The 26,296-nt window shown below is 43.5% G+C and carries 16 protein-coding genes; 5 read left to right on the top strand and 11 right to left on the bottom strand.

Going from position 1 to position 26,296, the window contains the following annotated elements; all coding sequences use genetic code 11:
- Positions 1-192: 192 nt before the first annotated feature.
- From C2869_RS22395 to C2869_RS22360, 8 genes are all read right to left on the bottom strand, one after another.
- Positions 193-1,107 (bottom strand): ROK family protein, encoded by a 915-nt coding sequence (locus tag C2869_RS22395; RefSeq protein WP_108605286.1) that lies wholly within the window; start codon positions 1,105-1,107, stop codon positions 193-195.
- A gap of 25 nt (positions 1,108-1,132) precedes the next feature.
- Positions 1,133-2,353: an MFS transporter gene (locus tag C2869_RS22390; protein WP_108605285.1), complete on the bottom strand. Its 1,221-nt coding sequence runs from the start codon at positions 2,351-2,353 to the stop codon at positions 1,133-1,135.
- Between the two features lie 84 nt (positions 2,354-2,437).
- Positions 2,438-4,849, bottom strand: coding sequence for a TonB-dependent receptor domain-containing protein (locus C2869_RS22385; RefSeq protein ID WP_108605284.1), 2,412 nt, complete (start codon positions 4,847-4,849; stop codon positions 2,438-2,440).
- Positions 4,850-5,154: 305 nt separating this feature from the next.
- Positions 5,155-5,511 carry a helix-turn-helix domain-containing protein gene (locus C2869_RS22380; protein WP_159084292.1) on the bottom strand — a complete coding sequence of 119 codons (357 nt, stop codon included), beginning with the start codon at positions 5,509-5,511 and terminating at the stop codon, positions 5,155-5,157.
- An 86-nt stretch (positions 5,512-5,597) separates the two neighbouring features.
- Positions 5,598-7,079 (bottom strand): sucrose phosphorylase, encoded by a 1,482-nt coding sequence (gene gtfA, locus C2869_RS22375; RefSeq protein WP_108605282.1) that lies wholly within the window; start codon positions 7,077-7,079, stop codon positions 5,598-5,600.
- A gap of 515 nt (positions 7,080-7,594) precedes the next feature.
- A complete protein-coding gene (locus C2869_RS22370) occupies positions 7,595-8,662 on the bottom strand; it encodes a LacI family DNA-binding transcriptional regulator (RefSeq protein WP_108605281.1) in 1,068 nt (355 codons plus the stop codon).
- A 144-nt stretch (positions 8,663-8,806) separates the two neighbouring features.
- Complete coding sequence (locus C2869_RS22365; RefSeq protein WP_108605280.1) at positions 8,807-9,772, bottom strand: alpha/beta fold hydrolase; 966 nt, start codon at positions 9,770-9,772, stop codon at positions 8,807-8,809.
- A gap of 106 nt (positions 9,773-9,878) precedes the next feature.
- Entirely contained in the window at positions 9,879-10,811 is a 933-nt protein-coding gene (locus C2869_RS22360; protein ID WP_108605279.1) for a sugar phosphate isomerase family, read from the bottom strand.
- A 179-nt stretch (positions 10,812-10,990) separates the two neighbouring features.
- Between C2869_RS22360 and pelA the strand changes: the two genes are divergently transcribed.
- Positions 10,991-12,190: a pectate lyase gene (gene pelA / locus C2869_RS22355; protein WP_228710857.1), complete on the top strand. Its 1,200-nt coding sequence runs from the start codon at positions 10,991-10,993 to the stop codon at positions 12,188-12,190.
- A gap of 271 nt (positions 12,191-12,461) precedes the next feature.
- A complete protein-coding gene (locus tag C2869_RS22350) occupies positions 12,462-13,742 on the top strand; it encodes a serine hydrolase domain-containing protein (RefSeq protein ID WP_108605278.1) in 1,281 nt (426 codons plus the stop codon).
- A 388-nt stretch (positions 13,743-14,130) separates the two neighbouring features.
- Here C2869_RS22350 and C2869_RS22345 read toward each other — a convergent pair whose 3' ends face one another.
- Positions 14,131-15,741, bottom strand: a complete 1,611-nt coding sequence (locus tag C2869_RS22345; RefSeq protein WP_108605277.1) for a glycoside hydrolase family 28 protein — start codon at positions 15,739-15,741, stop codon at positions 14,131-14,133.
- A gap of 409 nt (positions 15,742-16,150) precedes the next feature.
- On the opposite strand from C2869_RS22345, the gene C2869_RS22340 reads away from it, so the two are divergent.
- Entirely contained in the window at positions 16,151-17,008 is an 858-nt protein-coding gene (locus C2869_RS22340; protein ID WP_108605276.1) for a hypothetical protein, read from the top strand.
- Positions 17,009-17,043: 35 nt separating this feature from the next.
- A complete protein-coding gene (locus tag C2869_RS22335; RefSeq protein WP_159084291.1) occupies positions 17,044-17,190 on the top strand; it encodes a hypothetical protein in 147 nt (48 codons plus the stop codon).
- Here C2869_RS22335 and C2869_RS22330 read toward each other — a convergent pair.
- Positions 17,187-18,224, bottom strand: a complete 1,038-nt coding sequence (locus tag C2869_RS22330) for an alpha/beta hydrolase (RefSeq protein ID WP_108605274.1) — start codon at positions 18,222-18,224, stop codon at positions 17,187-17,189. The genes C2869_RS22335 and C2869_RS22330 overlap by 4 nt on opposite strands.
- Before the next feature lie 116 nt (positions 18,225-18,340).
- Positions 18,341-22,402, bottom strand: a complete 4,062-nt coding sequence (locus C2869_RS22325) for a pectinesterase family protein (RefSeq protein WP_228710856.1) — start codon at positions 22,400-22,402, stop codon at positions 18,341-18,343.
- A 688-nt stretch (positions 22,403-23,090) separates the two neighbouring features.
- Here C2869_RS22325 and C2869_RS22320 point away from each other — a divergent pair.
- Positions 23,091-26,282, top strand: a complete 3,192-nt coding sequence (locus C2869_RS22320; RefSeq protein ID WP_108605273.1) for a TonB-dependent receptor — start codon at positions 23,091-23,093, stop codon at positions 26,280-26,282.
- Positions 26,283-26,296 lie beyond the last annotated feature (14 nt).

Genomic DNA, 26,296 nt, shown 5'->3' with positions numbered 1-26,296 from the left:
GGCTGTCCCGTTAGTGTCTTTTACTAAACCTGCCGTATCCTTTCGCCGAAATAAATTTCGACCTACATAAGATGCTGTTTAAATTGGAATGTAATTATAAACAACAATTAAGTACAACAGAGCCAACTGCAAAGCCGTATTGTAATTATACGGCTTTGAGATTACTGATTTTATGGCGGGGCATTTTTACGATTACTTTAAGCCAATGCCATGGCGTCCTTTGCCTTGGGCTAGCGCCAGCGCACCGAGTAATCCAGATGCTTGATCCAAGGCGGGCTCAACAATAATCTCCTGCATAGGACGGCCTAGGTTTAGGTAATTTGCCAGTTTTGTCTGCGTGGCTTCAATAATCATGGTGAGTAAACTAGATTTTTGCATTACGCCGCCGCCGAGTATGATTTTTTCAGGTGCCAGAGTCACCAGTAAATTATGGCAAAAACTGGCAACATGATCAGCTTGCAACTGCCATGCTTCATGCGTGTCGTCTAGCGTTTGCGTTGGTTGTTGCCATAATTTACCCATGGAAGTACCAGAGGCTAAGCCTTCTAAACACCCGCCATGAAACGGGCAATGACCTTGCTCTACTGATGATGGGATCAACATATGCCCCATTTCAGGGTGGTGTAAGCCATGTAAAATTTGACCGTTAACAATAATACCGCCACCGAGTCCTGTACCGATTGTCACGTAAACCGCCACATTGGTTTGCTGTGCTGCCCCCCAAAGGTATTCACCTAATGCTGCGCCATTAACATCTGAGTCAAAAAACACAGGCAAGTTAAGACGCTTAGATAATTGGCGGCTAATGGGGGTGTTTGCCCAATGGGGTTTGGGGGTGGTGGTGATGCCACCATAATTTTCAGCTTGTTTATCTAGGCAAATTGGGCCAAAGCAGGCTAGGCCTAACGACTCAATTGTGTATTGCGCTTGCAGCGGCTGAAAAAAATCGACAACCTGATTTAAGGTTTGTTCTGGGGTTGTGGTCGCAATACGGGTTTGCTTAACGATATGTTGGTCGTCTCTGATCAGCGCACAGTTAAATTTTGTGCCCCCTGCCTCGATTGCAGCATAATAATTCATCTTGGTTGTACCTAAATTTTCAGTCATTTTATTTATCGATATATTGGCGTTATCAGTCGTAATCCGCGTGATCTTGGTTACTGAGTTGACGGCTCGCAGGGCGTTTCAGCCAGTTGTACCACATAGCTGCCGCCAACAGTGCAGCAAAACCTGTTGCCATGTAAAAGCCGTATTTGGCGTGTCCACCCATTATGTCACTAAACACGCCCATTAACATTGGACCAAATGAGGCAGCGGCTGCGGTAAAAAATAAGATAACGCCAGCAATGGCGCCATGCTGTTTTTTGTCAAAACAACTAATGCCTTTTGAATTAAGCGTTGGGTATATCATTGACATAAATAAGCCGGACAAAGGTAACAAAATAACGGCGACGTCTAACCCCATGGTCATACTTGCTAGGTAACATATGCAAATGGCACTTGAGAGAATAAGCATAGCTACCTCCCATGCGATTTTATTGAGTAACCAAACGGCTAAAAAACGCCCTAATGCACGTAAAACAAAAAAGATGGTGAGTGACCATGTCGCTAAAAAGGTGAACGAGCCGTCGTAGTTGGCTAACAAGGTTGGCATCCAAACATAGATGGCCGCTTCCGCAGCTACATAGAGCGCGATAACACAGGAAAAACCGAGCGCAAAAGGGTTTTTCAGCATAGCTATGGTGTGTTTTAAGCTCACTGGCTCGGCTGATTTTTTATGGGTTGTTGGGTATTGCACTAAAGCCGCGGTTATACACAATAAAATGCAAATGACACCTGCCGTAATGTAGAGGTATTTCCAGCTAAAACCTTGGCTAAGAAAGTAAGTGACAATAAATGGGCCGATAATGGCCCCTACGCCAAAAAAGCCTTCAACCAAGTTCATGGTTTTGGTGTGATTTTCCGTTGATTGTGAAATATCACCCACCAAAGCCAATGCGCCGGTTTTAAATATACCGATAGCTAAACCCGACAGTACGAGTAAAAACAAAAAGAAACTAAAACTATTACCCAGCGCAAATAAACAACAGGCTGTGGCAAATATACACAAACCAATAATTATCGTATTTTTACGACCTAATCGATCCGCCAGAAAACCCAACAAAATGCCACTGACAGCGATAGCCGCCATTGGCCCATAATGGAATGCCCCCGCAGCTGTCATCGATAAATCAAATTCCTTGATGATTTCAGGAATGATCACACCTACTGCGTCTGTTGTCATAGCAAACATCATAAACATTAAATAGGTGAGCCAGCGGATGGTGGCTAAATTGGCATTGCTTGCTTGCATCGTTTTCTAAACCCTGAGTCGTTGAAGATATACGCTAAATAAATTGGCTTGTGATGCCACGGCATAAGCCGTGGCTCGTGAGCATTAAAAGCTGTAACGTAATGCTACAGATGAGGTGCGGCCATTAATGGTTCTGGCGCGGATCACATCTGTACTGGCCGCCGTTCCTTCTTCAGCTTCGGTAATACCCACAACATCAAACACATTATTGATATTTAATGAAACGGAAAAGTCTTCCGTGATCAGGTATTGAGCAAATGCATTGACTTGAGTATAGCCGTCGAATTTAAGATCGTTATTGTCTTGCGCGTAGGCATCGGTTGTACCGATAAAATTAACCCCAACCGTGGCATTATCCATGATGTAAGAGGTTGTTAAAGTGTATAGCAAATCAGCTTGGCGGCGCGGCGTATTGCCGACAACACTGGGATTGACTTGGTCTTGCGTGATCTCAGCATCTGTCCACGTTAAACCGCCTTTTACGTTAAAGTCACCCATGTTGTAGGCGGCTTCAAGCTCGATACCTGTTGCTTCGTATACGCGGTCAAAGAATGTTTGCGTTGTGGCTTCAAAATTTTGTTCTTCGGTTTCTGCCATAAAGCCAGTAATAAATAAGCCAAGGCCATCACCTTTGTATTTGTAGCCAACCTCAACTTGGTCGACTAAGTCGATAGAATCTTCCGAGGTCACTGAACCGTCAGGGCGAATTTTACCAAAGGCGAGACGATCGGCGTTGGCTCGCCCCCCGCGGCTAACCCTTGCGAACACTGAGTTGCTATCGTCAATGCTGTAGTTTGAACCGATAGAGTATGAGGTGTAGCCCCAATCATAATTGGCAATTTGTGAATTGGCATTGTCGATACCCGAAACACTTTGCTCAGGAACTGAAATACTACCATCGCCATTCATATCAATGGATTGCTGTACAGCTCCAGCGTATGTACCAACAGCTTCACCTTCGTCACGACGGATACTGGCATCGATAGTGAAATTACCGATCTCGGTCGAAAGTGCTAAATAAGGCGCTCGAATATTGTAAGTCAGGTCGTAGTTACGTTGGCAGCAATTACCCCAGTAAGGCACGCCGTATGCGTATAGGCCATTTTCCGATAAGGGATTGCCATCTTTATCTTGCACATCAAGCAAGGCGGCATTATCGCCTTTCGCCTCCATTAAGTATGAGTTCCACAACCAAGACATGCTGATTTCTTGACGTGCGACGTAATAACCTGCGGTGACGGAAAGCTCATCAAAAGTTCGAGTTAGTTTTAAATCATTCACAATGCCGCCAAAGTCATTAATGTCGACGTCGAAGGTATGAATGCGCATAGCTAAGCCGTTGCCATTGGCGTTATCAGGATACGCTTGGCCTGCCATTGGGCCATTTGCGTAATGTAAGGTGGCACCGTCACCAAAAGAGGTCGCAATGGTGTCGCTATCGGCGACTTCTGCTGGGAAAAGCGAAACAAAAGAGCCTGAAATATTAGAAACACGAAAACGGTTTTCAAACTTCCACTCGTCACTTAAATCTAGCGAGGTTTCAAAGCCAATTGCGTTTACTACAGGGTTCATACCATCACGCACATCACCTCGGCTGATATTATTGTCACCATTTAAGCGTAACGTTGACAATAAGTAGGCTGAATGAGGGGTGTCTGATTGCGCATCAAATCCGGGAATAGAGCTGCCGTCTGCATACATAGGCATAGGTAAATAGCCCGTGCTATGGTCGTCTAAATGTTTGAAATATACGCGAACATAGCCATTATCTAACTCTTTGGTTAGGTTAGCCTTGATTTGACCACCTGAAAGCCCGTTATACCCTGACTCGCGAGCGCCTTCGCCTTCGCGAACAAAACCACCAATATGAAAACGCACATCATCAGATAAGTAACCACCAAATTCAAAATCAGAACGTATTGTGTCGTAATCAAGCCCAACAGTTGCACCAACGCTACCACTTTCGCTTTCACCTGTTTTACTTAAGAAATTGATAATACCACCCGGCGCATTGCTGGCTGTGGTTGACGCAGAACCACCGCGTACAGCTTGAATACTTTCAATGGTACTGTCAGCTCGCAAGAAAATATCCGCATTACCAAATGCGATGTCGCCAAACTGCAAAATAGGTAAACCATCTTCTTGTAACTGTAAAAATTTTGCGCCACCGGCTGCTACAGGTAACCCTCGTACCGCAATGTTGGCGTTGCCGTCACCGCCGGTAGACTCTGAGCGAATACCTGGAATTGAACGTAAAATTTCGGCTGATGTGCGCGGAGACGCAATCTCTACATCGCCCGTTTCAATTGTGCTAACCGACACACTTGATTTCATTTTGGTTGTCGCACGAGGTGTACCTGTAACAATGATTTGTTCAAAATCCAATGCATCGGCTTGCTTGTTTTCTTGATTATCTTCATTAGCGAATGCTTGGTTGCTGAGTAAGGCTGTTGTAACAAAGATGGCAGTGGTGCTTAACTTAAACGTTTTTTGCATTGTGTTTGCTCCCAGTAGTTCACTACTTCATGTGCTTAAATATAGTCTAACGATTGTGTTTTTTAAATAATCTTAAACGATTAAGTTTATTTTAGTGTAATAAATTTGTTAAAGGCAAGTAGAAAATAATCATTTAATTTTTAATTCAGCTAATAATATGAAAAATAAAGAAATAAAATTATATTTTCGGAATGTGAAAATGGGTTTGATAGCTTTATTTTGGCTTAAATGTTTAAGTTTTTTGGAATTGTTGTAGGTCGAAATTTATTTCGACAATAGTTGTAGAGCTGCTTCAGACTTGGTTTTTAGGCGCAATGTTGTTTGCGAAATTGACCTGGGGTTATACCCAATTGTTTTTTAAAACTAATTCTAAGTGACAAGGCTGATATGTAACCGCACGATTTTGCAATAGTCTCAATGGTGAGTTGACTCGAGATAAGCAGAGCTTTGGCTTTCTCTAACTTGATTGCGGTTAGCCACACGTGCGGGCTAGTTTGCATGGTTTGGCGAAAGTGCCTATCAAAAGTACTGCGGGTTAAATACGCTTGCTGCGCTAAGTCATCGGTTGTCACACCAAGATGCAAATTATCTTGTGCCCAGTTCAACGCTTGATTTAAACGTGTGTTAATGGTTGCAATCGTTCGGACATCGCTTTCTAACACGTGTGGCAGCTCCTTAAAAACCTTAAAGATCTTAACGAAAGAATGGCTACATCACAGTGTGTTTGTAGCCATATGGAAATTTTTTATTATGCAGCCAGCATGTCATCAATAGTGATAACGTCAATGTCGCCACTAGCGTGGTTTAGTTCAATAAAGCAATTAAGCGTGTTGGTGTCGAGTACGAGCTTGGCTTGGCTATTTTGCTCTTGCCAACATAAGCATAATTGACCATCGTCAAGTTGATGGCTAAAACTGCCATTAAAGGCCTCGTGTGTATTGCGCATTTTAATTAACTTAATCAAACCTTGAACAACAGGTAAGGTTAACTGTTGTTTGACTTGGTCTAAGTCGAGATACGCGCGGTTGATATCTCGTCCCACCTGAGTTTTTGCTAACAATGCCATATCGTTTTCAATTGCGAGTAAACCTGTGTAGTAAACTTGCGGTAAGCCGGGGCTGAAAAACTGCAAAGCTCTGGCGATTAGGTATAGTTTATCGTCTGCGCCTAACGCGTTGTAATAAGTGCAATTGACTTGATAAAGGTCAAGGTTACTGGCGGCGCCGCCGGTGGCTTGACGACTTTGCCCTTGGCTTCGAACATGGATCTGTTCAACCAATGCATCAATCTGGGCGTCATTCAATAAGCCCGGTTTATCACCATGTTTACCTACGTCAATAATGCCAATACCATCATGCGTATCGAGTACGGTGACACAATTACGTGGCGATATATCAAGCCACTTGGCAAGAGGTGCAGCGTCTTGGTTAAACAGGGTGTGCAGTACTAAAGGAGGTAAGGCAAAATCGTATACCAGATCACAGCGTTCAGCGATTTCACATTGTGTTTGATAATGCGAATGGATCTCGACTAAGCATTGCATGCCTCTTTGTTTGGCGCGCTCAGATAAATCATTGATAAACGCAAATGTGTCTTCCAGCATAAAGCAATTGGTGCCGGCTTTTTTAACCGCATATCCTGCGGCATCTAAGCGAATTAAGGATATATTATTGCTGGCAAAGGTATCTAAAATACGCTCTAAATAGGCTTTGCCTTGGTCAGAATTGATATCAATATCGATTTGATTTGCGGTAAATGTTGTCCAAAACGCTTTGCTTTCGCCTGTTTTTAATTGAATCGGCGTAAAGCATGGCGTGGGACGAGGGCGATATATTTTCTCAATATCGGTTTGTGTTTCGTCGTTGCCGAAGATCTTGTCTTTGGTAAGAAAAAGATCATAGTGAACAGATTGAGTGCCTTTTTCAATCACATCTAAAAACTCTGGTGATTGCGCAGACATATGATTAACTATCATGTCTGCCATTACTTGGTAATGATGGCCAAGCTGTTTTACGTCTTGCCAACTACCAAGCCGAGAATCAATTTGGGTGTGATCGATAGGATCAAAACCAGCGTCTTCGCCATCAATCGGAAAATAGAAAGGGAGTAGGTGAGCGCCACCAAACACACCCTCTAATTCGTTATGCAACAGGTTTTGTAAGTCTTGGATTCCGCCACTGGTTAGCCTGTCGACATAGGTAATGAGCTGTACTTGATTATGTTTAGCCATACTGATAATTCACCTAATTATGTAAGAATATATATCAACTTAAACGATTAAGTTAAATTTAAGTTATAATTTCAGTTCGTGCAAGCGCTAAATGTTTCTGATTGATATGAAAATCTTTAACTTAATGAAAGTATTAATAAAAAACATAGTTTTATTTTCTTGCCACGCAAGGCTAAATTCATTCGCTCGTGCTAAAACGTTAAAATTAAAGTGGGTTTTGAAGGGATGGGAGAAGTAATGTAAAGGCTCTGCAAGCATAAATGCCAATGCCGTTAACTTAAGCCAACGGTTGGTGCTTGCTTCTATGGATATAAGTAGCTGGGATTTGTCTGGAACAAAAATCCCTAGAGCTTGCGAAGCTCAACACAAGCTTTGGATTTGTTGGGCTTCATTCTTCAACCCAACCTACAGGATGTAGGAAATACCGTGGGCGTCTGGAACAGACCACGGTAAACCTACGAAAATCGTTAACTTAATGGCTCTGCAAGCATAAATGCTCGCCTTCAAAACCTTGATTAGGCTATGTTTTCTACGGTTCCACGCTTTATTAATTCAGTTGTTAAAATGGTTTTTTGCTTAAGCTCGCCTTTGACCAATTTGCTGGCGGCTAATCGACCTTTTTCAATACTTTTTTGGCAAACTGTGGTTAATGGTGGGTTAGTCCTGCTGGCTTCTGGAATATCATCAAAACCAACGACTTTTAGGTCGTTTGGTACAGGAATATTTTTTTCTCTCGCAACCGTTAGTACAGCTCCCGCAATCACGTCGCTCATGCAGAAAATGCAATTAGGAAGTGGGTGAATGGATAATGCCTCGCGCGCAGCCTGTAATGCATTGTTATGAGTGTTATGTGGTATGTGCCATATTTTGTCTGAAGCTATTTTTAATCCCTTTTTATCAATGGCTTGCATATAACCGGTTAACCGCCGCCGCGAGACAGATTCGCCTTCGTCGTACAGTTCATCTTCAGTGATGCGACAGACGCGATCCGATTGGATCAGCCGTAGCCCTAAAATGGCAATGTCGGGTTTTTGGCACTGTGCTAGTGCGTACTGAGCGGCAGATTCTGCGGCTTGCTGATTATCAATATTAATCGAAGCGTAGTCACCTGTATCAAAATCGACGGTAACTATGGGTTTGTTGGTGCGCATAACCCGCGCAAATAACGGATTTTTTTCCTGACTACCGTAAACGATAAAGCCGTCAGGCAGGGCCTCTATACCGCTATTGTGTTTTTCGGCTTCTGCGCCGGATAACATAAGCAGCTGTTTATGATTTTGCTCTAATACCTCGGCTATGCCGGTTAAAAATTGGTTGGCGACCGGATCGGTAAAATAGTAGGCAAGGGGGTCACTTAGTAAAACACCTATTACGCCGGATTCCCCTTTACGTAACGAGCGAGCCGTTAAATTTGGGCCGTGATACCCAAGTTCGGCACACTGCTTTAATATTTTGTCTCGCAATTTGGCAGACAGTTGATCGGGGCGGTTAAAGGCATTGGAGATGGTCGCAGTCGACACGCCTAGTATTTTAGAGACACTTTTCAGTGTGAGTGGTTTACTTTTTTGATCAGAGCTAGACATGATTTTTCTCAAACGGACATATTGCTTAATAATAAATTTAAACGTTTAAGTTTGCTAGTCTAGCTATGTTTTATTGACTAAAAATGCTGATTGTTTTGTTTGTTAAAACTAACCAATAGTATGTGAGTTAAATTTTATGCATATCTAGGGTTGACCATACAGTAACTTGGCAGCGGCATTGCCCATTAGTTTATAGTCATGGCCAACATCTGGCACCAGTATTTTTTGCCAGTTGAAAACAGCTTTTGCCATTTTTGCTTGTTTTTGGCTGTGTTCGTAAAAGTAGGTGCCTCTTTCGAGTCGTCCTAGCCCTTGCTGGTCAGTATTAGGTGTGTGTAGCAGAGTACCGCGCGTTTCGTTGACGTTATCCGCTTCCCCTAGCAAGACAAACAATGACTTAGAAAAAGCCGAATTGACATCCTGCTGGCTAATATTAGTTGTTAACAAGCCCCAAGGAAACGGCAAGGTCAGATCGGGTAATGTATAAAACCCTGAATTAGCTGCGACAATCCGATTGGCTTGCGAGCCATATTTAAATAATGCGTATCTATGGAGTATTTGCCCGCCAGCTGAATGACCAAATAAATCATAACCCGTTTGCTTGGCGCCTAATAATGGCTTAACACTATTAAATAGAGCATCAAAGTCATCAAATAGCCATTTGGCTCTATCGTTCTCAATAGTAAAAGAAATATCTTGGTCTTTTAACCGATACTTTGTAATACGGCCATTGTGTTTTTCGACTTTAGGCTGTTTGAATTTCAGTTGCGTTACTATTCCGCCAAGGTGATATGCTGCAAAGTCATACTGCTGCTGAGGGTAGGCGGGTGATAAAACCAGTAAGTTATATTTTTCTGCGTGAGCTATCCAACTGTCTCTGTAATCATTGGCATTGCGGCCTGCGCCAGCCACGACAATAATGACAGTCGTTTGTGAGTTAAATATTTGCGGCTTGTAATAATGAACTTCAATTTGGCGGTTAGGCGATGTAGTCGAAATTTCTAGCTGATAAGAGCCTGAACCTTGGGCTAAATTAGCTACAAAATTGACTGGCTGGGCGTAGAGCACACAGCTTATCAATGTCAGAATAGCGCTAAATAGCAATTTCATCGTTTGTCCTTATTATTTAATCTCGTTGTCGAGCTATTTCGTTTTCGCGCCATTTTGGCAAGTGAGCTGCGTCCTGATAAACCCAGCGCCTTGCTGTTACTAAGTTTTAAACATTTAAGTTAGGTAAAACAAATGATTTGCAGTTGGCATGTAAGCGGATCCACAAGCCAGGGTTTGCATTGAGCTGGGCTAATGCCTGTTGTTTGTCAGTACCTAGGTCGGAGCTTATTTCACTATTAAGTACATTGGCGTAAGTCGCGACTTTAGCGGGGGCGGAGTCAGCATCAACCACAGACTGAACCACTTTTTTGGCTTGTAAAATCGCCGCTGGACCTAAAGTTAAAATATATTGAGCTTTGCGACACTCAGCCTCATCGCTCGCGCTTATTTGACTGCCTCCGGCTTTAAACTTGCTAATATGGTGCTCTAAAATACTACTGGAAATGGGGATTAATCCGGCGACGTGATGGCTTTGTGCTCCCGAAAATGGCTTGATGTAAGCCAAGTGCGAGGCTTGATTTTCCTCAGGCCCATGGCCAATAAAGAAAATATCTAATCCGCCTAATGCTTCAAGCTTATTTAAATAGTCGATTAAGCCACTTTCTAAATCGTCTAAATCAGTTTGCATCGGTGTAAAGCTTTTAATTTTGTCAAAAAAAGCACTACCTAAAATGCGTTCAAAATCGCGCACAAAGCTTAAGCCATTATTCATACCCATAGGTGCCAATGCGTCTTGCGTAAATACATTTAACCGCGCGAGTAAGTCATCTTGCTCTGAGCCTTTGGCAAGCTCGCCTAGCAATTTGTGCAATGCTTGGCCGCCACGCCCGCCTAACAGAGCAATATTAATATCACCGGTTTTTTCAGCTGCAGTGGCATACAACTCCTGTAACATGGCTTGGCCTACTTCATCTTCTGATGCCAATACGCAAGGTGTTATGCCATGATCCGTTAACAGGTTTTCTTGTGGTGTGCTTTTAGCTAACCAAACATTGTCGTTATTAATGTAGCGCTGAAAAACGGCATTTTGAGTTGTCATATGGAGTCACCTAGTTTGCAAAACGATATTGGATCTTGACGTTTAATATGCCGTGCTTTTCACGACAATTTTCGTCATTAAGTTGCTAATTTATCATAACAGACAATAATTGCTACCGGTGGCAATTAATTTTATACTGTCTCTTTATGGGTTTTATTTTGCTTGGTTTGAGGTTTACGATGAAAGTATTGTGGTTGGTGATGGTTTTTTCTTGGCTATTAACGGCCTGTAGCACTGCTCATTTTGCCAAAGTTCCAGTCACGAAAGTAACGATAGCCAAGCAGTCTGGCAATGCCAGCCTATCGACATTACCGCAACAAGGTAATCCAGTGAATAATGCGCTTAACCAATATCAAGCTTGGCTAAGCTCGGCATCAACTCAAGCACAACGTTTGCAACAAGATCAACAAAAAGCCGATGTAATATTGAGTTGGCAATTAGCGTCAGGCGGCTTTTTTAAACACAAACCGGCGGTTTATCTCAAACCTTGGGATGGCCAATCTCCGCGTTCCGGTTGGTTGGGTGACAATGGCACAGAGGTCGGCACCATAGACAACAATGCCACTGTTAGCGAAATACTTTTTTTGGCAAATGTGTTTCAGCGCAGTCATGACAAACGCTATAAAGATGCGGCACGTCGTGCATTAGATTATTTACTCATCATGCAATACCCAACCGGCGGATGGCCGCAAGTGTACCCTACGCGTAGTCAGTACCCACAGGGGGTGACCGCTTATTCTAGTTACGTAACGTTTAACGACAATGCCATGATCCGTGTTCTGCTATTGCTGGATCTGATTAAACAACAACACGCGCCAGTTAATAACCAGTTATTTAGTGCGGCTCAGCATAAGCGGGTAGAGCAAGCGATAGCTACGGGCATTCGCTATATTTTAAAGGCTCAGATAAAGCAAAACGGAGTAAAAACGGTTTGGTGTGCGCAGCATGATCCTGTGACTTACGCCCCAAAACCTGCGCGAATTTATGAGCTAGCGTCTAAAAGCGGCAGTGAATCGGTACTTATCACCAGTTATTTGATGAGCCAACCGCAAACCCCAGAGATAAAGCAAGCGGTACTGGCGGCGTTGCGATGGTTTGATCAAGTGGGGGTAAAAGATCGCGCCTATGTCAAAATTAAACGTGAAAACAAAGGACGAGACCCTTTGTATAATCCGATCCAAGCCGCACCAGGCAAAACCATGTGGTATCGCTTTTATCAACTAGAGCAGGATGTCGGCTTTTTTAGTGACCGCGACGGCGGCGTTTATTTTGATATTATGGCAATCTCGCAAGAACGGCGCGAAGGCTATTCGTGGGCGGGGACTTATCCAGAAAAGCTGTTTAAGTACGCCCAACAAGTCGGGTATTACACTCGCTAACCCAATACACTCTAACTGATTAAACGTTTGCAGGAATAAATTCTGCCCTACAGGCGTAACCTTGTAGGGCGGATTTTACATCCGCTAACACAGGGTATCTAACCATTCTGTATTTGCAGGAATAAATCCTGCCCTACAACCGTAACCTTGTTGGCATTGGCATTCATGCTTGTAAGCCCACCAATCACCTCGCTGTTGAATAATGTTCTAACAAACCATACTTTTGATAATTAAGTGTTATAGTATTATTTTAATTAGCGTTGAGAAAAGTATGAAAAAAATAATTATCGCCATTTGTCTATATTGGCTCGCCGGTTTGACTCAAGCTGAGTTACAAGTTGACCCTAAAATATTAGCTAACCCTGAAGTGCTTGGTGTTTCTAAAATTCGATTAGCTCGGTTGGATGCCAATTTAGCTCAGTATGTTGCGCAAGATCAGTTAGCCGGTGGTGTGGCTTTGGTGGCTAAACAGGGCAAAGTGGTTTATCTCAACGCGTTCGGTCAGCAAGATAAAGAACAACAAGTGGCGATGCAAACTGATAGCTTGTTTCGTATTGCTTCGCAGACCAAGGCCATTGTTAGTGTCGCGATTATGATGTTGCAGGAAGAAGGTAAACTGCTGTTATCCGATAAGGTTAGCCAATATTTACCCGCATTTGCCCATATGCAGGTCAGAGTCAAAGATGCTGATGGTCAAGTGAGTTTACAAAAAGCCAAACGACAAATTACCATTCGTGATTTACTGACCCATACTTCGGGCATGGGTTATGGCTGGGGAGAGTATGCTCATCAATGGCAGCAAGCAGGGTTTACCGAATGGTACTTCGCCGACAAAAACCAACCTATGGCAGTTTGGGTTAATAAAATTGCTCAACAACCGTTAGAGGCTCAGCCGGGTGAGCGTTTTGTTTATGGGTTTAATACTGATATTTTAGGAGTCATCATTGAAAAAATATCTGGTTTAACCCTTGGTGATTTTTTAGCGCAAAAAATATTTCAGCCACTTGCTATGCATGACACCTATTTTTTTGTTCCAGCCAATAAACAGGCGCGCTTAGCGACAGTTTACAGCGCTAATGGTACAGGCAATGGCAAAATAACACGGGCACCGCAACAAGGTTTTAATGTGAGCCAAGGCCATTATTTAGGTAACCCAGGTATAGCTGAGTCTGGTGGTGCAGGTTTAGTATCAACTGCACTCGATTATGCAAAGTTTTTGCAAATGCTGTTAAATCAAGGTCGCTATGGTGAGCAACACATTTTGTCGCCGTCATCAGTTGCATTAATGACAACAAACCATCTTGGCGATATCAAACTGGATTGGTTACCAGGGGTAGGGTTTGGTTTGGGTTTTACCGTGGTTAACGATTTAGGTTTACGCGGCGTGCCAGGTGCGGTAGGTGAGTTTGGCTGGGGCGGCGCGTATCATTCTACCTATTGGGTTGATCCGAAAAATGACTTGTTGGTGGTTTATTTAACTCAACTTATCCCTGCCGGTGATATTGATGATCACGCTAAACTGCGCGCCTTGGTTTATCAGGCCTTGCTTTAGCGTTAACAAAATTATTCAGCGTAATGAAATGGATAAACCATAGGTTGTTTTATATCTTCGCAGAAGGTAATTAATTTACCGACTATGTATTTGCATGTTCAACCTTGTAGAGCGGATTTTACACCCGCTAACACAAGAACTTTTACAGACTATGCATTTGCAGGAATAAATCCTGCCCTTGGCGTAACCTTGTTGGGCGGGTTTTACACCCGCTAACACAAGAACTTTTACAGACTATGTGTTTGCAGGAATAAACCTTGCCCTACAGGCGCAACCTTGTAGGGCGGATTTTACATCCGCTAACACAGGGTATCTAACCATTCCGCATTGGCAGGAATAAATCCTGCCCTACAACCGTAACTTTGTTGGCGAACATTCATGCTTGCCGTTATATTGGTGAGTCTGGGCTAGGGAAGGGTTGATAACGTCCATTACAATCTACAGGTTGTGCTGCTTTTGCCGGTAAACGATTGATACTAATGTCATCTTGCTTGCGCAAAGGAAAATTCACTATTCCTTGCTCGCCAATTTTGTAATTTATATGATGGTGATGAAAGTGCTTGTTGTCGCGGATTTTGGCTTTGGATTCAAACACAACATTATTTAAGGTGATATCCAATGGATAAGTGATTGCTTGGCCGTTTTTCACTGTGTGATAACCAGCAAAATTCACTAATGGCTTGTTGTATTTAGCGTTTGGATAATCAGAGTAGTAAAAGTCTTCCAACACAATATTAGTCATTTTGGGTGGCAGTTTGTTGGTTTTCGTCGAGCTATAATAAGGTGTAAATACCAAGGCATCTTTTGCACGTCGCATACACACATTTTTATAATAAACGTTATTAATTAAACCACCACGCTTACCGTCTGACTTAATCCGTATGCCTACGCCGTGGCTACTGTCCATGCCGTCTAGTGTTAAGTTCCAAACCTTAATGTTGTCGACACCCGCGTCGGTTTCGCTGCCAATTGACATACCGTGACCGTAATAAAATTGATTATGTGCATAAAGATGATTTTGCGTAGCAGGGCGGTTAGTCGCTTTGCCTGATTTTATGGCTACATTGTCATCACCTGTACTAATGTAGGAGTAGGCTAGTGTTACGTTTTTACTGGTACCAGGATCAAACCCATCGGTATTTTTAACTAGCTCAGGAATAAAACAGGTACTGGGTTTGTCTAATTTTCCAGGTTTAGGTAGCTCGTCTTTTGGGCATTGGTAACCAGGTTTGCTGTATGCCAGTGATGGCGTTAAAAGTTTAATTCCCCATGCGGTTAAGCCATCGACATTTTTCGATTTAAAATGAAATTTTGCGCCATTTTGAATGGTGATTTTGTACAGGGTGAATTGGCTGCTGTCGTCGATTTGCATCATGCGTGGATTGTTTTGTTCTAATTTGGGTTTGGCTTTACTTTGCATTGAAAGGTCCCACCAAGTGGCTTTAAAAGCCAATTTTCCCGAGGTTAAAATTGCCCCCCCACGCCCATCGATAACGCCTTCACCAACAATGCCACTGTTATGGGTATTTTTGGCATAGATCCAAGGTTTACAACGGTTTTTGATTTTAGGTAATGCGTTACCACATACGCCATCACCTAAATCGTAATCACGTGGACTACGCGAGGCAAATAGGCGTACTTGTTTGTCGACCCACAAGGTAACCCCACTTGGTAGTTGAATTGGCCCTGCTAAAAAGGCGTTATTATTTTTATCCGTGACTAGTTTTACCGCTTGTCCCTTGCCACAAGTATTTAACGCTTGTTGTATGCGTTGCCCGTCAGGATTGGAATTGGCAGGATCTTGATCTATGTCGGCGGGTAAACGCCAGTTAACGTAGCTCAGTTGCGCCCGCAATGTGTGGCATACTTGCTTTGGCATTTGCGGTTCAGCAGGCAATAAAGCATCTAACTCGGCCGTTGACATCGCCCAAGTTTGCGTAGTGGTTAATGTACATATTAGGCTTAATCCCAATAGAAAGAAGCGACGACAGTGAAACATTAGGAAACCTCGTATTATCCAGATTGATAAGTTCAAAAAACAAATGCTACCGGTGGCAATTATAGTCAGTTATTTGTGATTTTGATAGTGAAATGTGTATTGCTTGAGTGAGTGGCAGGTTGTTCATGCGCTATTAATACTTGTATCCAACGCGGAAATTCCAAATAAAACCCTTAGCTTGAAGCGAGAAGAAACTGATTCTCATTTGTACTTATAGTCTTCTCGCTCAGGTCTTATGGTTCATTGTCAGCGCTTACTCGCCCCAATCACATAGTAGAGCATATGCTCATGGGGCCTCGAAGCTTGACGGCTTCCCCTAAAACCTGATCGCTTTGACTATATGTAGATGCCAGCTAAACTTTGAGGTAGTGATCCATTAACTTGAGTCGTAAACTGCTCGGTAGTAGCCATGATAAAACTAACTTTAATCTTAGTCGCGCTGCTATTGTTATCTGGCTTTTCACAAGCGCGCGATGTAATACGTTATCAAACATCCAGTTTATCCAGTGACGCTAACAATCCCTATTTCATTAAGTTATTAGAGCAGGTGTTGCAACGCACACAAGCACAGTTTGGTGATTATCAAATTCAGGCTGTGTTTGGCAACCTTCCCAAAGCACGGGTTGCGCGCATGCTGCAGTCGGGAGAACTTGATCTGATGTGGTCTGCGACTAACTTGGATTTAGAGTCGCAACTCGCCGCAGTCTATGTGCCATTGTTAAAAGGTATGCAAGGTTATCGCATATTTATTATTCGAGCAGATGAGCAAGGTCGATTTGATAGTGTTTCACATATACAACAACTTAAACAAATTAAGTTAGGCCAAGGGTTTAACTGGAATGACGTGCCCATTTTACGACATAACGGTTTTAACGTGATTGAGGGGGATAAATCCCGCATGTTAGCCATGTTAAAAGGTAAGCGATTTGATATGTACCCGCGCGGTATTTACGAGCCATGGCGCGAAATTAAAGACAAGGCCGATTTTGTGGTTGAGCGTAGCTTGTATATTCGATATCCCTTGCCTAAATACTTTTTTGTCAGCAAGCAAAATAGCGTTTTGCATCAACGCTTACACCAAGGCTTAGAAAGTATGATTGATGATGGTTCATTTGACGCGTTTTTTTACGCAGAGCCACGTTTTATTGAAATATTTAATCGTACGCGCCTTGATCAGCGCTTGTCTTTTCAATTGATTAACCCTGATTTAAGTCCAGCCAGCCAACAGCTTGTCGCCCAAGATAAATATTGGTTACAAACTAAGTAATGCTTGTTAATGGATATTTTTGTGGGCGAGCATTTATGCTTGCAGAGCTTGCAGAGCTTGCAGAGCTTGCAGAGCTTGCAGAGCTTGCAAACTTTTCTAACCAAAAGAGCAAGACTACCAAAAGTAGGGGCTTGGAAGCCAAGTCTCGCCTACAGGTCAGCAAACCAAAACTTTTGAGTTAAGGTGCCAAGCTTTGTAAAAAATTGTCTATGGTTTTAACGCTTTGACTAAGATAAGGCTCAAATAACCAAAAGGTGTGAATAACCTGATCAAACTCATGATATTGATAAGGAATGTTATGCTGGGTTAGGTGGTGCTTAACGCGTTGTTTACCCGCGGTAAATCTGGCTTGGCCACTGCTAATGATTAAGCTTGGTGGCGATTGTGGGCTTAAATAAGTCGTTGGCGAGGCTTGTTGCCATATTTCTTGGCTTTGTTGCCAACTTCCACCTAACCATAGGGCAGCCGCTGATTTATCGCCTTTGCGATTTTCATATTTGAGCGCCAGCGGATCAGTAAAATCTAATACACCATCAAGATCGATCACGGCGGCAATCCGCTTGGTGTGTTGCTGTGTTGCTGTTTCGTGTGCTTGGTTTTCTGGCAACGACAGGTCATGGTTTATTTGATAAGCGATAAGGGCAGCTAAATGGCCGCCGGATGAGCCGCCAAGTAAACTAATATTATCACTGGGTATGTGTTGTGTTTGTGCTTGTTGGCGTATCCATTGGATCGCAGCTTTAATATCGTTTATGGCCGCAGGATAGGGCGCTTCAACGGATAAGCGGTATTCGGGAATGACAAGCGTATAGCCACGTTGCGCAAGTAAGTTGGCCATTGGCCACAGATGGGATTTATTGCCTGAACGCCAACCGCCACCATGAATTAATACTAAGGTTTTATGTTGATTCGATTTTGCCGACACAGAAGGATAAAAAATATCGAGATGTAAATCGCGTGTCAGACTCGGTTGGAGCTGTTTGTCGCCGCTGGCGCTTTGCTGTTTGTCACTCACAATAGCCTGCCGATACCGAACATCGGGTTTAATAACTTGGCCTGCTTGAAATTGCAGTAACGGCAAACTGAGATTGGGATCTTGCTGTTGGTATTTAGCAAACCGGCTAGCCACATTGTATGAATCGTCAACCCAATAAGGGTTGGCGTAACAACAAAAACTCGTGAGTAAACATAAAACAGTGGAAATGGTTTTGTTCATATTCGCTCTTTACGATTTAACGCTTTATTTGGGTATTGGTTTGGTGGTTTGGTGGTAGGGTTGATGGTTTGAGTGTAGTTAAACCTGTCACTCGCACCACCAACCCTTCCATTAGTTTATTGACTAATTTTGATGTCTTTCCAGACGATAGTTGGCTCGTTTGAACTGCCATTTGGTGCAGCAAACATACCTACTTTGACGCTGGCTGGTAAATCACTCAAGTTACTGGCACCGTATTGGTTGTAGTTCACGCCGCCGTCGGTTGAGTAATACACGTAGTAATCATTACCGTCACGCTTGAGTTTGAAATACAGATCATCACCCGGCACGACTGCAGTGCTACCGGTTTTACCCCAACTGGCGTCGGCAGCAGTACTGGTAAAATGACCATAGCTGGCGACATAATCGACACTGGCATCAGCCAAGGTTTTCGCTGAGCCATTAATGTCGTTGACACCAATATGGGCCATGGTGCCAACTGTTGCCGCTGAGCCGTCACAAATACACATCATGAGTCCAGCAGGGAATTGGTAACTTGAGTTTTCACGTAAGATCCCACCAGAAATTGAGTTAAGGTTGGCTGTGATCTCAAAATCTCCCGTGACTTCTTGTGAAACTAAGTAGAAAGACACTTTGGCGCTTTCAAACTTACCACCTTTGGCTGTCATCGTTACTTCGTTAGCACTTTGCGTCACTATGCTGCCAGAGGCCGACGTACCACTACCACCGAGTACCGCAGCACCTTCTTTCCATGCTTCGGCTTTGGCTGACGGGCAATGGTCGTCGCTGGTGTCTGTTGGGTGTGGATCCCAGCCTGCGCCATTATTAAAGCCCGCAAATACTTGAGCTCGACTACAAAATTGGTTTTCGTATTCTTGCTGGGTTAATTCATAGCAGCTGCCGTTATTGTCACAACGACTCGACATATCTAACGGATTACCATTAGCGTCCATGCTGTTGTATTCTTTCCAGCCAGATGCAGCTGACGCGGTTTCTGGCGTTGGTGCCGGCTGACTGTTAATACCTTTATATGCCCAACCAATTGTTGCAATGTGATCCGCCATTTTGGTATTCACAAAAGTGACGTTATCAAATACTTTGGCGTCACCACCGCTACGAGCAAGATAAGTTGATCCCGCTTGTACGGTTACTCCTTTCGGACCCGCTGCGTGGCTAAGCTCCGAGTTTAAGAATACAAAGCCTGGATCCGAGGCGTTTTCGGTTCTGGCTTGCAATACATAGCCACCCGAACTGGTTGTTTCGCCTTTGGCTGTGACTTTTGAATCACCTAAGGTCACAATTTGTGAGTTTTCAAATACGGTAGCAACACTGTAACCCCATATAAAATCTACGTTACCCGCAACTTTACTGTTGTAGAACCAGTTGTAACCCTTCATCAGTAAGGTGTCTTGCTCAGAAATAAAGTTGGCATCTCGAGCAATTAAACGACCGGTTTTGGAGTTAAAGTACAGTGTTTCAGCTTGATCGCCTGAGCCAGTGCGCACATGAGTATTGGTGATGGTTAGGTTTTCGAGCGTGAGAAGATCACCGCCTTCAACTAAAAACAGACTGCGTCCGCCAGCAGGTTTAGAGCCGACATCAGTGCCTTTACCTGAACCAGTATTAATACCTTCGTAGTTTTCCGCCGCAATATTTACCCCGTCGCGGCTTTCACCAATAATCGACAAGTTGTCTTTGTTACGTAAATACAGGCGTTCGTTGTACGTACCGTTTTTCACATTGATTGTAATAGCGGCGTCTTGAGCCGTATTTTGCATAACCCAAGTAAGAGCCGCTTGTACGGTTCTAAAGTCAGCATCGCCGTCGTCATCAACTGTGATACTGGTGGCACTAGCATCTGGCCCTTGTGCTTGCGTTGACACTTGCCAACCTGCATTATCGCCTAAGCCGTTAAAATCCATGCCGTTTAATTTTGCACCTAGTACGACATTGTTACCTATAGTCACTGTGTAGGTTTCATTGTAGTTAATGACACCACGGTGCGGCTCAATAATAAGCTGGTTGCCATTTAGGGTTAACAGCGCTTGATTGAGTACACGGGTTTTATTATCTGCCGATAAACCAATTTCATTGGTTTCGCCACTGGCTTTAATACGATCGACTAAGTCGCCATTGGCATTGAAAATACGCACTTCGCCTGTGGTGCCAAGTCCTGTTGGCGTATTGTCAAACGTGATTGCAAATTTACCATCAATGTATTGGCCAGTCGCCCCGAGATCAGGACTGACCGCACCACCAAGATTGCCATAGTCAGTGGTTGGCATGATCCAAGCGGGTTCAATGTTAGCGTTTAGGATTTTTTGTACGGTTTTGTCTGAGCCTGCGGTAAACACAATTTGCGCATTACCTTGAGCTTTTGGCGTTAAGGTAACAGTATTGCCATTAACACTCACTTCGACAATCGCGCTGTCGCTTGAAATCGCGGTAAAGGTATCGGCTGTGCTGCCGTCGTTTTGGATTGCGCTGACATTAATGGCAAGTGGATCACTGCCTGCGGCGCTAACCCATTCTGTTGCCGTGTAATTTAATGCTAATTGCACAGGCTTAATGGCCGGATTAAACACTTTGACATAATCCACTTCAAATGAGCGGTTATAAGTATAAAAACCAATGAGTCCGGCTGCATTGTACAGGGCCTTGTCATCTTGCCATGAGCCAAGTTGTTGGCCATCTAGGTAAGCGGTTAACGTATCGTCAATTGCATCAAAACGCACGGTATACCACACGCCATCCGTTGTGCCGCCTTTTTCACCTAATTCAATCGGTGCTTTGACTTGTAACTTGCGTTGGATCTCGTCAGCGGTAGAGGCATAACCAGCTTCTACTTGGGTTGAACTGGTTGAGCTTTGCATATTTAAGCCGCCCAAATACCAATTTAGAGGTGATTCGTAGCGCAGCATAGCAAATAAGTATTTGTTACCTGTGTTGCTGTTGTTACGTGGGCGAATACGGTATTCCAATGCATAGTTATTGGGCACATTAGTAAATTGGTCGCCTTTGACCAAAATTAATTCACCATCAACTTTATTACCGCCGCGTGTTCCTGCCGTAAAACGCATCGACTGGCTCACGCCATCATCTAAAACATCAAATACCCCTGGCGCATCTAGGCCGTATGTGGATATTAAATCGTTCCATTTGGCGAGTGAGCCATTTTCAAAATCATCACAAAAGTACACATCGCTGTCATTTTCTGGGCAAGTAAATACAGTGACAGGGGTAATCAAAGCGCTGGCAATGGCTTGAGCATCGGTTGTGACTGTATGCGGGTTGCCAAAGCCATCTGTGTAGCTAGCGCTAACCGTAAACGTTTTGCCTGCATCGGCATCAACTAGCGTGTAACTGTCTGTGCTGGCGACAAGAACACCATCAATATGCCATTCATAGCTAACATCGCCTAAGCCGTCTTCATCCGCTAAGTTGTGGCTGACACTCACAGTATCATTGGCTTGGAATTCACCGTCTGCATTTTTAATTCCATTAACGGTTAATGTGCCACTTGGTGCATTGTTCATATTAACAATGGCTATGGTACTGGCTGAAGTAAAGGTTTGCCCAGTTACCGAACCACCACTAGTGGTAACTTGCACGGCTAATTTTTTACCGACTTGAGTTTGGCTTGGGGTAAAGCTGTCACTCGTAGCTCCTTCGATTGGCGTATCATCAGCTAACCATTGATAACTATTAATTTGAATGGTGCCATCGAGATCGCTCAAGGTATTGTCAATGGTTAAGCTTTGGCCTTCTTTTATTTCGCCAGAAATAGCAATTGAGCCTGTGGTGGCGTCATCGACATTGACGACCGCTGCCGTTTTAGCTGTAGTTAATTGCTGGGTTGGAGTCACTCCATCGGTAAAAGAAACCTTAACACTGATCTCGCTGCCGACATGTTCTTGGCTTAAGGTCAGTGTTTGTTCGGTGGCGCCTTCAATATCTGCGCCATTTTTTTGCCATTGGTAAGCGGTTATTTGGATCGCGCCATCTGCATCGGTTAAATCATGGCTGGCCGTTAGGATTTGACCTTGCTCACTGTTACCTTGAATAAAAACTTTGCCTGATGTTGGATTAGACGCGGGATTATTCTTGTTATTGTCATCATCTGAGGAGCAGGCACTCAGCATAGCTGCGCTGAGCAGCAGTGGTAATTTGTAGTTCATTATTATGCCTATATTTAAACTGCAATTAAGTTTACGAAACGAGCGAGTCGAGTCGTTTTGTTGATCCAACCTATTTATCATTTATCTTCACTATCAATTTTCCGCTTTCTTTTATTGCTACCGGTGGCATATTCGGTTTTAAAAAAAGCACAAAGCAGTGCAAATCGATAAAAAATAAGTTTCGACTCTGAGTCTATATGTATGAATTTTGTTAATCAAAGGTTTTTTTACGTTCAGATGCATCTTGTCTTAATTGTTGCTTTGGCATTTAAAGCTACAGGCTTGATGGTATCTAGCTTTGCCTAACGTAAAGATAGCTATTTTGTTTGCTTGGTTTAATTTTTAATAAGTAATACTTTTTATATAACTGAATAATATAGGAATTGTGAAAACCAAACCCCTTTAGCAAAGGTCGGCGTGCTGTAAAAAGTAGCTGAAACGGGTTGTCAAAAGTGAGCTTAAACCACGCCATTCTTAGGTTTTAACTGGGCTTTTTCGTTTTTCTCTGTCAGTAAAGGTGCTGGGCTAATGTTGCTATCAACCCAAGGTTAACAAGCTAGTGTTATTTTATTTAACAAATTAAAAACAAGTTTGACATAGCTTTGGTGTCGGTGCTAAATTACTGCCACCGGTGGCACTGGTTTTTGACATTACATAAGACAGAGAGAACAAAATGGGGACGATCGTGATGAAACGATGGCAAATGAATTCAATAGCGACAGCCATATTGCTGAGCTATTCGTCTGTCTCGCTGGCAGCAGAAGAACAACAAAACGAACAAGCTGACGACGAGCAGACGGAAGTAATTGAAGTCAAAGGTATTCAATACAGTGATCAAAAAGCGCGCATGATGGAGCGCGAAAAAGATCAGTTTAGTTCAGTGGTGTCTACCGACGATATCGGTAACTTTGTTGATCAGAACGTGGCAGAGTCGATGCGACGCTTACCAGGCGTTAGCTTGCAGCGTTCCGAAGGTGAGGGTAAATACGTCACCGTTCGGGGGTTAGGGCCGCAATTTGTTTCGGTTAATATGAATGGTGCCGAAATGGCCGGTGCCGGTGAAGATCGCAAAGTGGGCTTAGATGGCATTGCCGGCGACAGTTTAGGCTCGATTGAGGTGGTGAAAACCTTAACGCCAGATATGAACCTAAACTCTATTGGTGGTGCGGTTAATGTTAAATCCATTTCAGCTTTCGACCGCCAAGGCAATTCATTAAAATTAAAAGTGCAAGACTCGTATTCAGAACTGCGTGAAGAGCACTCACCTAAATTTACGTTAGACGGAACGCATTTATTTGCCGATGAAACCATAGGTGTCGGCTATGTTATTTCATCTGAAGAGCGAGCCTCGGCGGTTAATGAACAGCGTCATCATTCAACCAATACTTATCGGCCAATTGCTCAATGGCAGCCTGATGTTGGGGTGGCTACGGGCGATCCAGTTATTGCTCCTTATCAAGTTGAAACCCGCCAAGAAGTGGCTGATCGTGAACGAGATACATTAGGCTTAACGGTTGAATTTCGTCCTAATGACGCCAACCAATTTTACATTAAAGGCAATTATGTACGCTTTGCAGATGCCGATGTCGCGTATCGTGAGTACTTCCGTTTTGATACCGCCAGCTATGATCATCGCGGTATTTTTGCAGCACAAATGCCAGGTATTGAAGCGGTAGATGGTCAATGGCAAGTGTTGCCGCCAACAAGTGTTTCGACTGAGCCAGAGGTGGTTTTTGTTGATAGTCAAACTAAAGAATTTGTTGTAGCCGATGGTGAGTTGCAACATCAATACTTTATTCAAGAGTCAGAACAAAAAGTTAAAACGTTTAATATCGGCGGCGAGCATTTATTCGGCGATAGTTTTACGTTTAACTGGGACTATTCAAGCTCAAAAGCGCGTGAAGAATCGGTAGATGATCGTCGTGTGCAGATCCGCAGCCGTGACTTATTGCTATATGGACAAGCCACGAAAGACGAAGTGTTTTATCGTGTCTTGCAAGCCACTGAACAAGGCACCTTGCCTAACGATGAAGGCTATAGTTACGCTGGCCACAGCTTAGCCGGTTTTGAAGAAGGCGATTACGATAGTTCAGATCAACCGTCTGATTGGCTGTTTGATAACATGTTCCTTGAAGACAGCATTAAAATTGATGAAATATCGACGTTTAAAGCCGATCTGAAATATGATTTTGACTCTGACTGGTTGTATTACGTTAAAGCCGGTTTTTCAGTCAGTGAGCGCATTAATGAAGTTGACAAAAACCGCTGGAGTTTTGTGCCAAGTGCCGCCGGTTGTAACGGCACTTATGAAGAAGGTAGTGCAGAGCGAGCTAACTGTATTGCGGCGTTGAATGTATCGCAAGCGGATATTGCCACGCCGTTGGCTGATGGCGGTTTAGGCTTTAGCACCGAATTACCATTGAACAGCGAATTTCAATATCCGTTTATCGACAATGCAGCGCTGGAATACTTAGTGTCGATTGTTGGACCAACTAAATATGCAGCGACAGGTTATGATGGCTCGGATGGGGTTTTATCGTTTGAAAGCGCAGCCAGTGACTATACCTTGCAAGAAGATGTCAGCGAAGCTTATGTCATGGCGGAAATGGAGTTGCTAGAAGACGTTAAACTGATCACGGGTGTACGTTATGTACAAACTGAGTTTTCATCAACCGGTAACATGGCGTTATCGAACGATGAGTTTGCGGTTGGTGATGGTGATGGTGCGGCGTTGGATATTTTTGTGCCACTACCAGCCACTTCAATTAAATACAGTGAGTTTTTCCCGAGTGCCCATTTACGTTGGGAAGCGACCGACCAATTGTTAGTGCGTGGTGCAGTGTGGACCAGTTATACCCGTCCTACCTTTAAGCAAAACCGCGCGTATGCCCAGTTTAAAAACGACATTACCTTGTGCGACAACACCCGAGAAGACGATCGCTGTGCCAGTGATAACGACGTGTGGGGTGCATCAGCACTGGATATTCAAGACTTTGTGTTATCAGCAGATAATACTTTGGAGCTAGGTAACCCTAACCTGATCCCAATGACATCAACCAACTTTGACTTTTCTGTTAGTTGGTATGAGTCAGAGAACTTATTTATTGAAGCTGCCTTGTTCTACAAAGACATTAAAAACTTTATTGTTGATGTGTCGGGTGCGTCGTTGCGTATAGATGAGTTGCCAATCACTTTACCTGTGGGTCAAGTGTCGGAATTTATCATTCCTGAAAATACCAAACTGAAAGACATTAACTACACGCTTAACGGCGATGCCGCCAGTGTGTTTGGTATGGAATTAAGCTACAACCAATTTTTTGAATCTGGCTTTTTTGTGCAAAGTAACTTAACCCTGCAAAGCAGTGAAGCAGAACTGGATCCGAGTGTGCGTCTCGGAACGATAGCCTTGCCAGATCAAGCTGACATGATGGCTAACTTAACTGTGGGTTGGGAAAACGATGATCTATCGTTGCGTTTTATTGGTAACTATCGTTCAGAAATATTGGAAGAGATAGGTTCGTGTGGCACGGCACCAGCCAATGTTACCTTGTCTGATCTGCACGCGGTGGATGTTAATAACCGTGAGTTAGCACAAGAAGTATTTGATGCTTATGTGGATCGTCAATACTACGAGAGCTATCCACTAGAGCATTGTAAAGATTGGACCGACAGATACCAGCAAGCCATCGCAACATTAGACTTTAAAGCTAAGCTAAATGTGGTGAGTGGTTTATCGGTTTATTTTGATGCGGTTAACTTAACCGACAATGTCGATTTACGCTATTACCAAGGCAACCAATACACTGGGGGCAAAGTGTTAGCGCAAAGCGAAGCCTATGGTCGCACTGTACAGTTTGGTGTGAATTACAAGTTTTATTAATTTAACGACATTGT

The sequence above is a fragment of the Saccharobesus litoralis genome (genome assembly GCF_003063625.1).
GTDB classification, from domain to species: Bacteria; Pseudomonadota; Gammaproteobacteria; order Enterobacterales; family Alteromonadaceae; genus Saccharobesus; species Saccharobesus litoralis.
The sequence above is the reverse complement of the archived record's forward strand: the minus strand, read 5'-3'. Positions and strand labels throughout refer to the sequence as shown.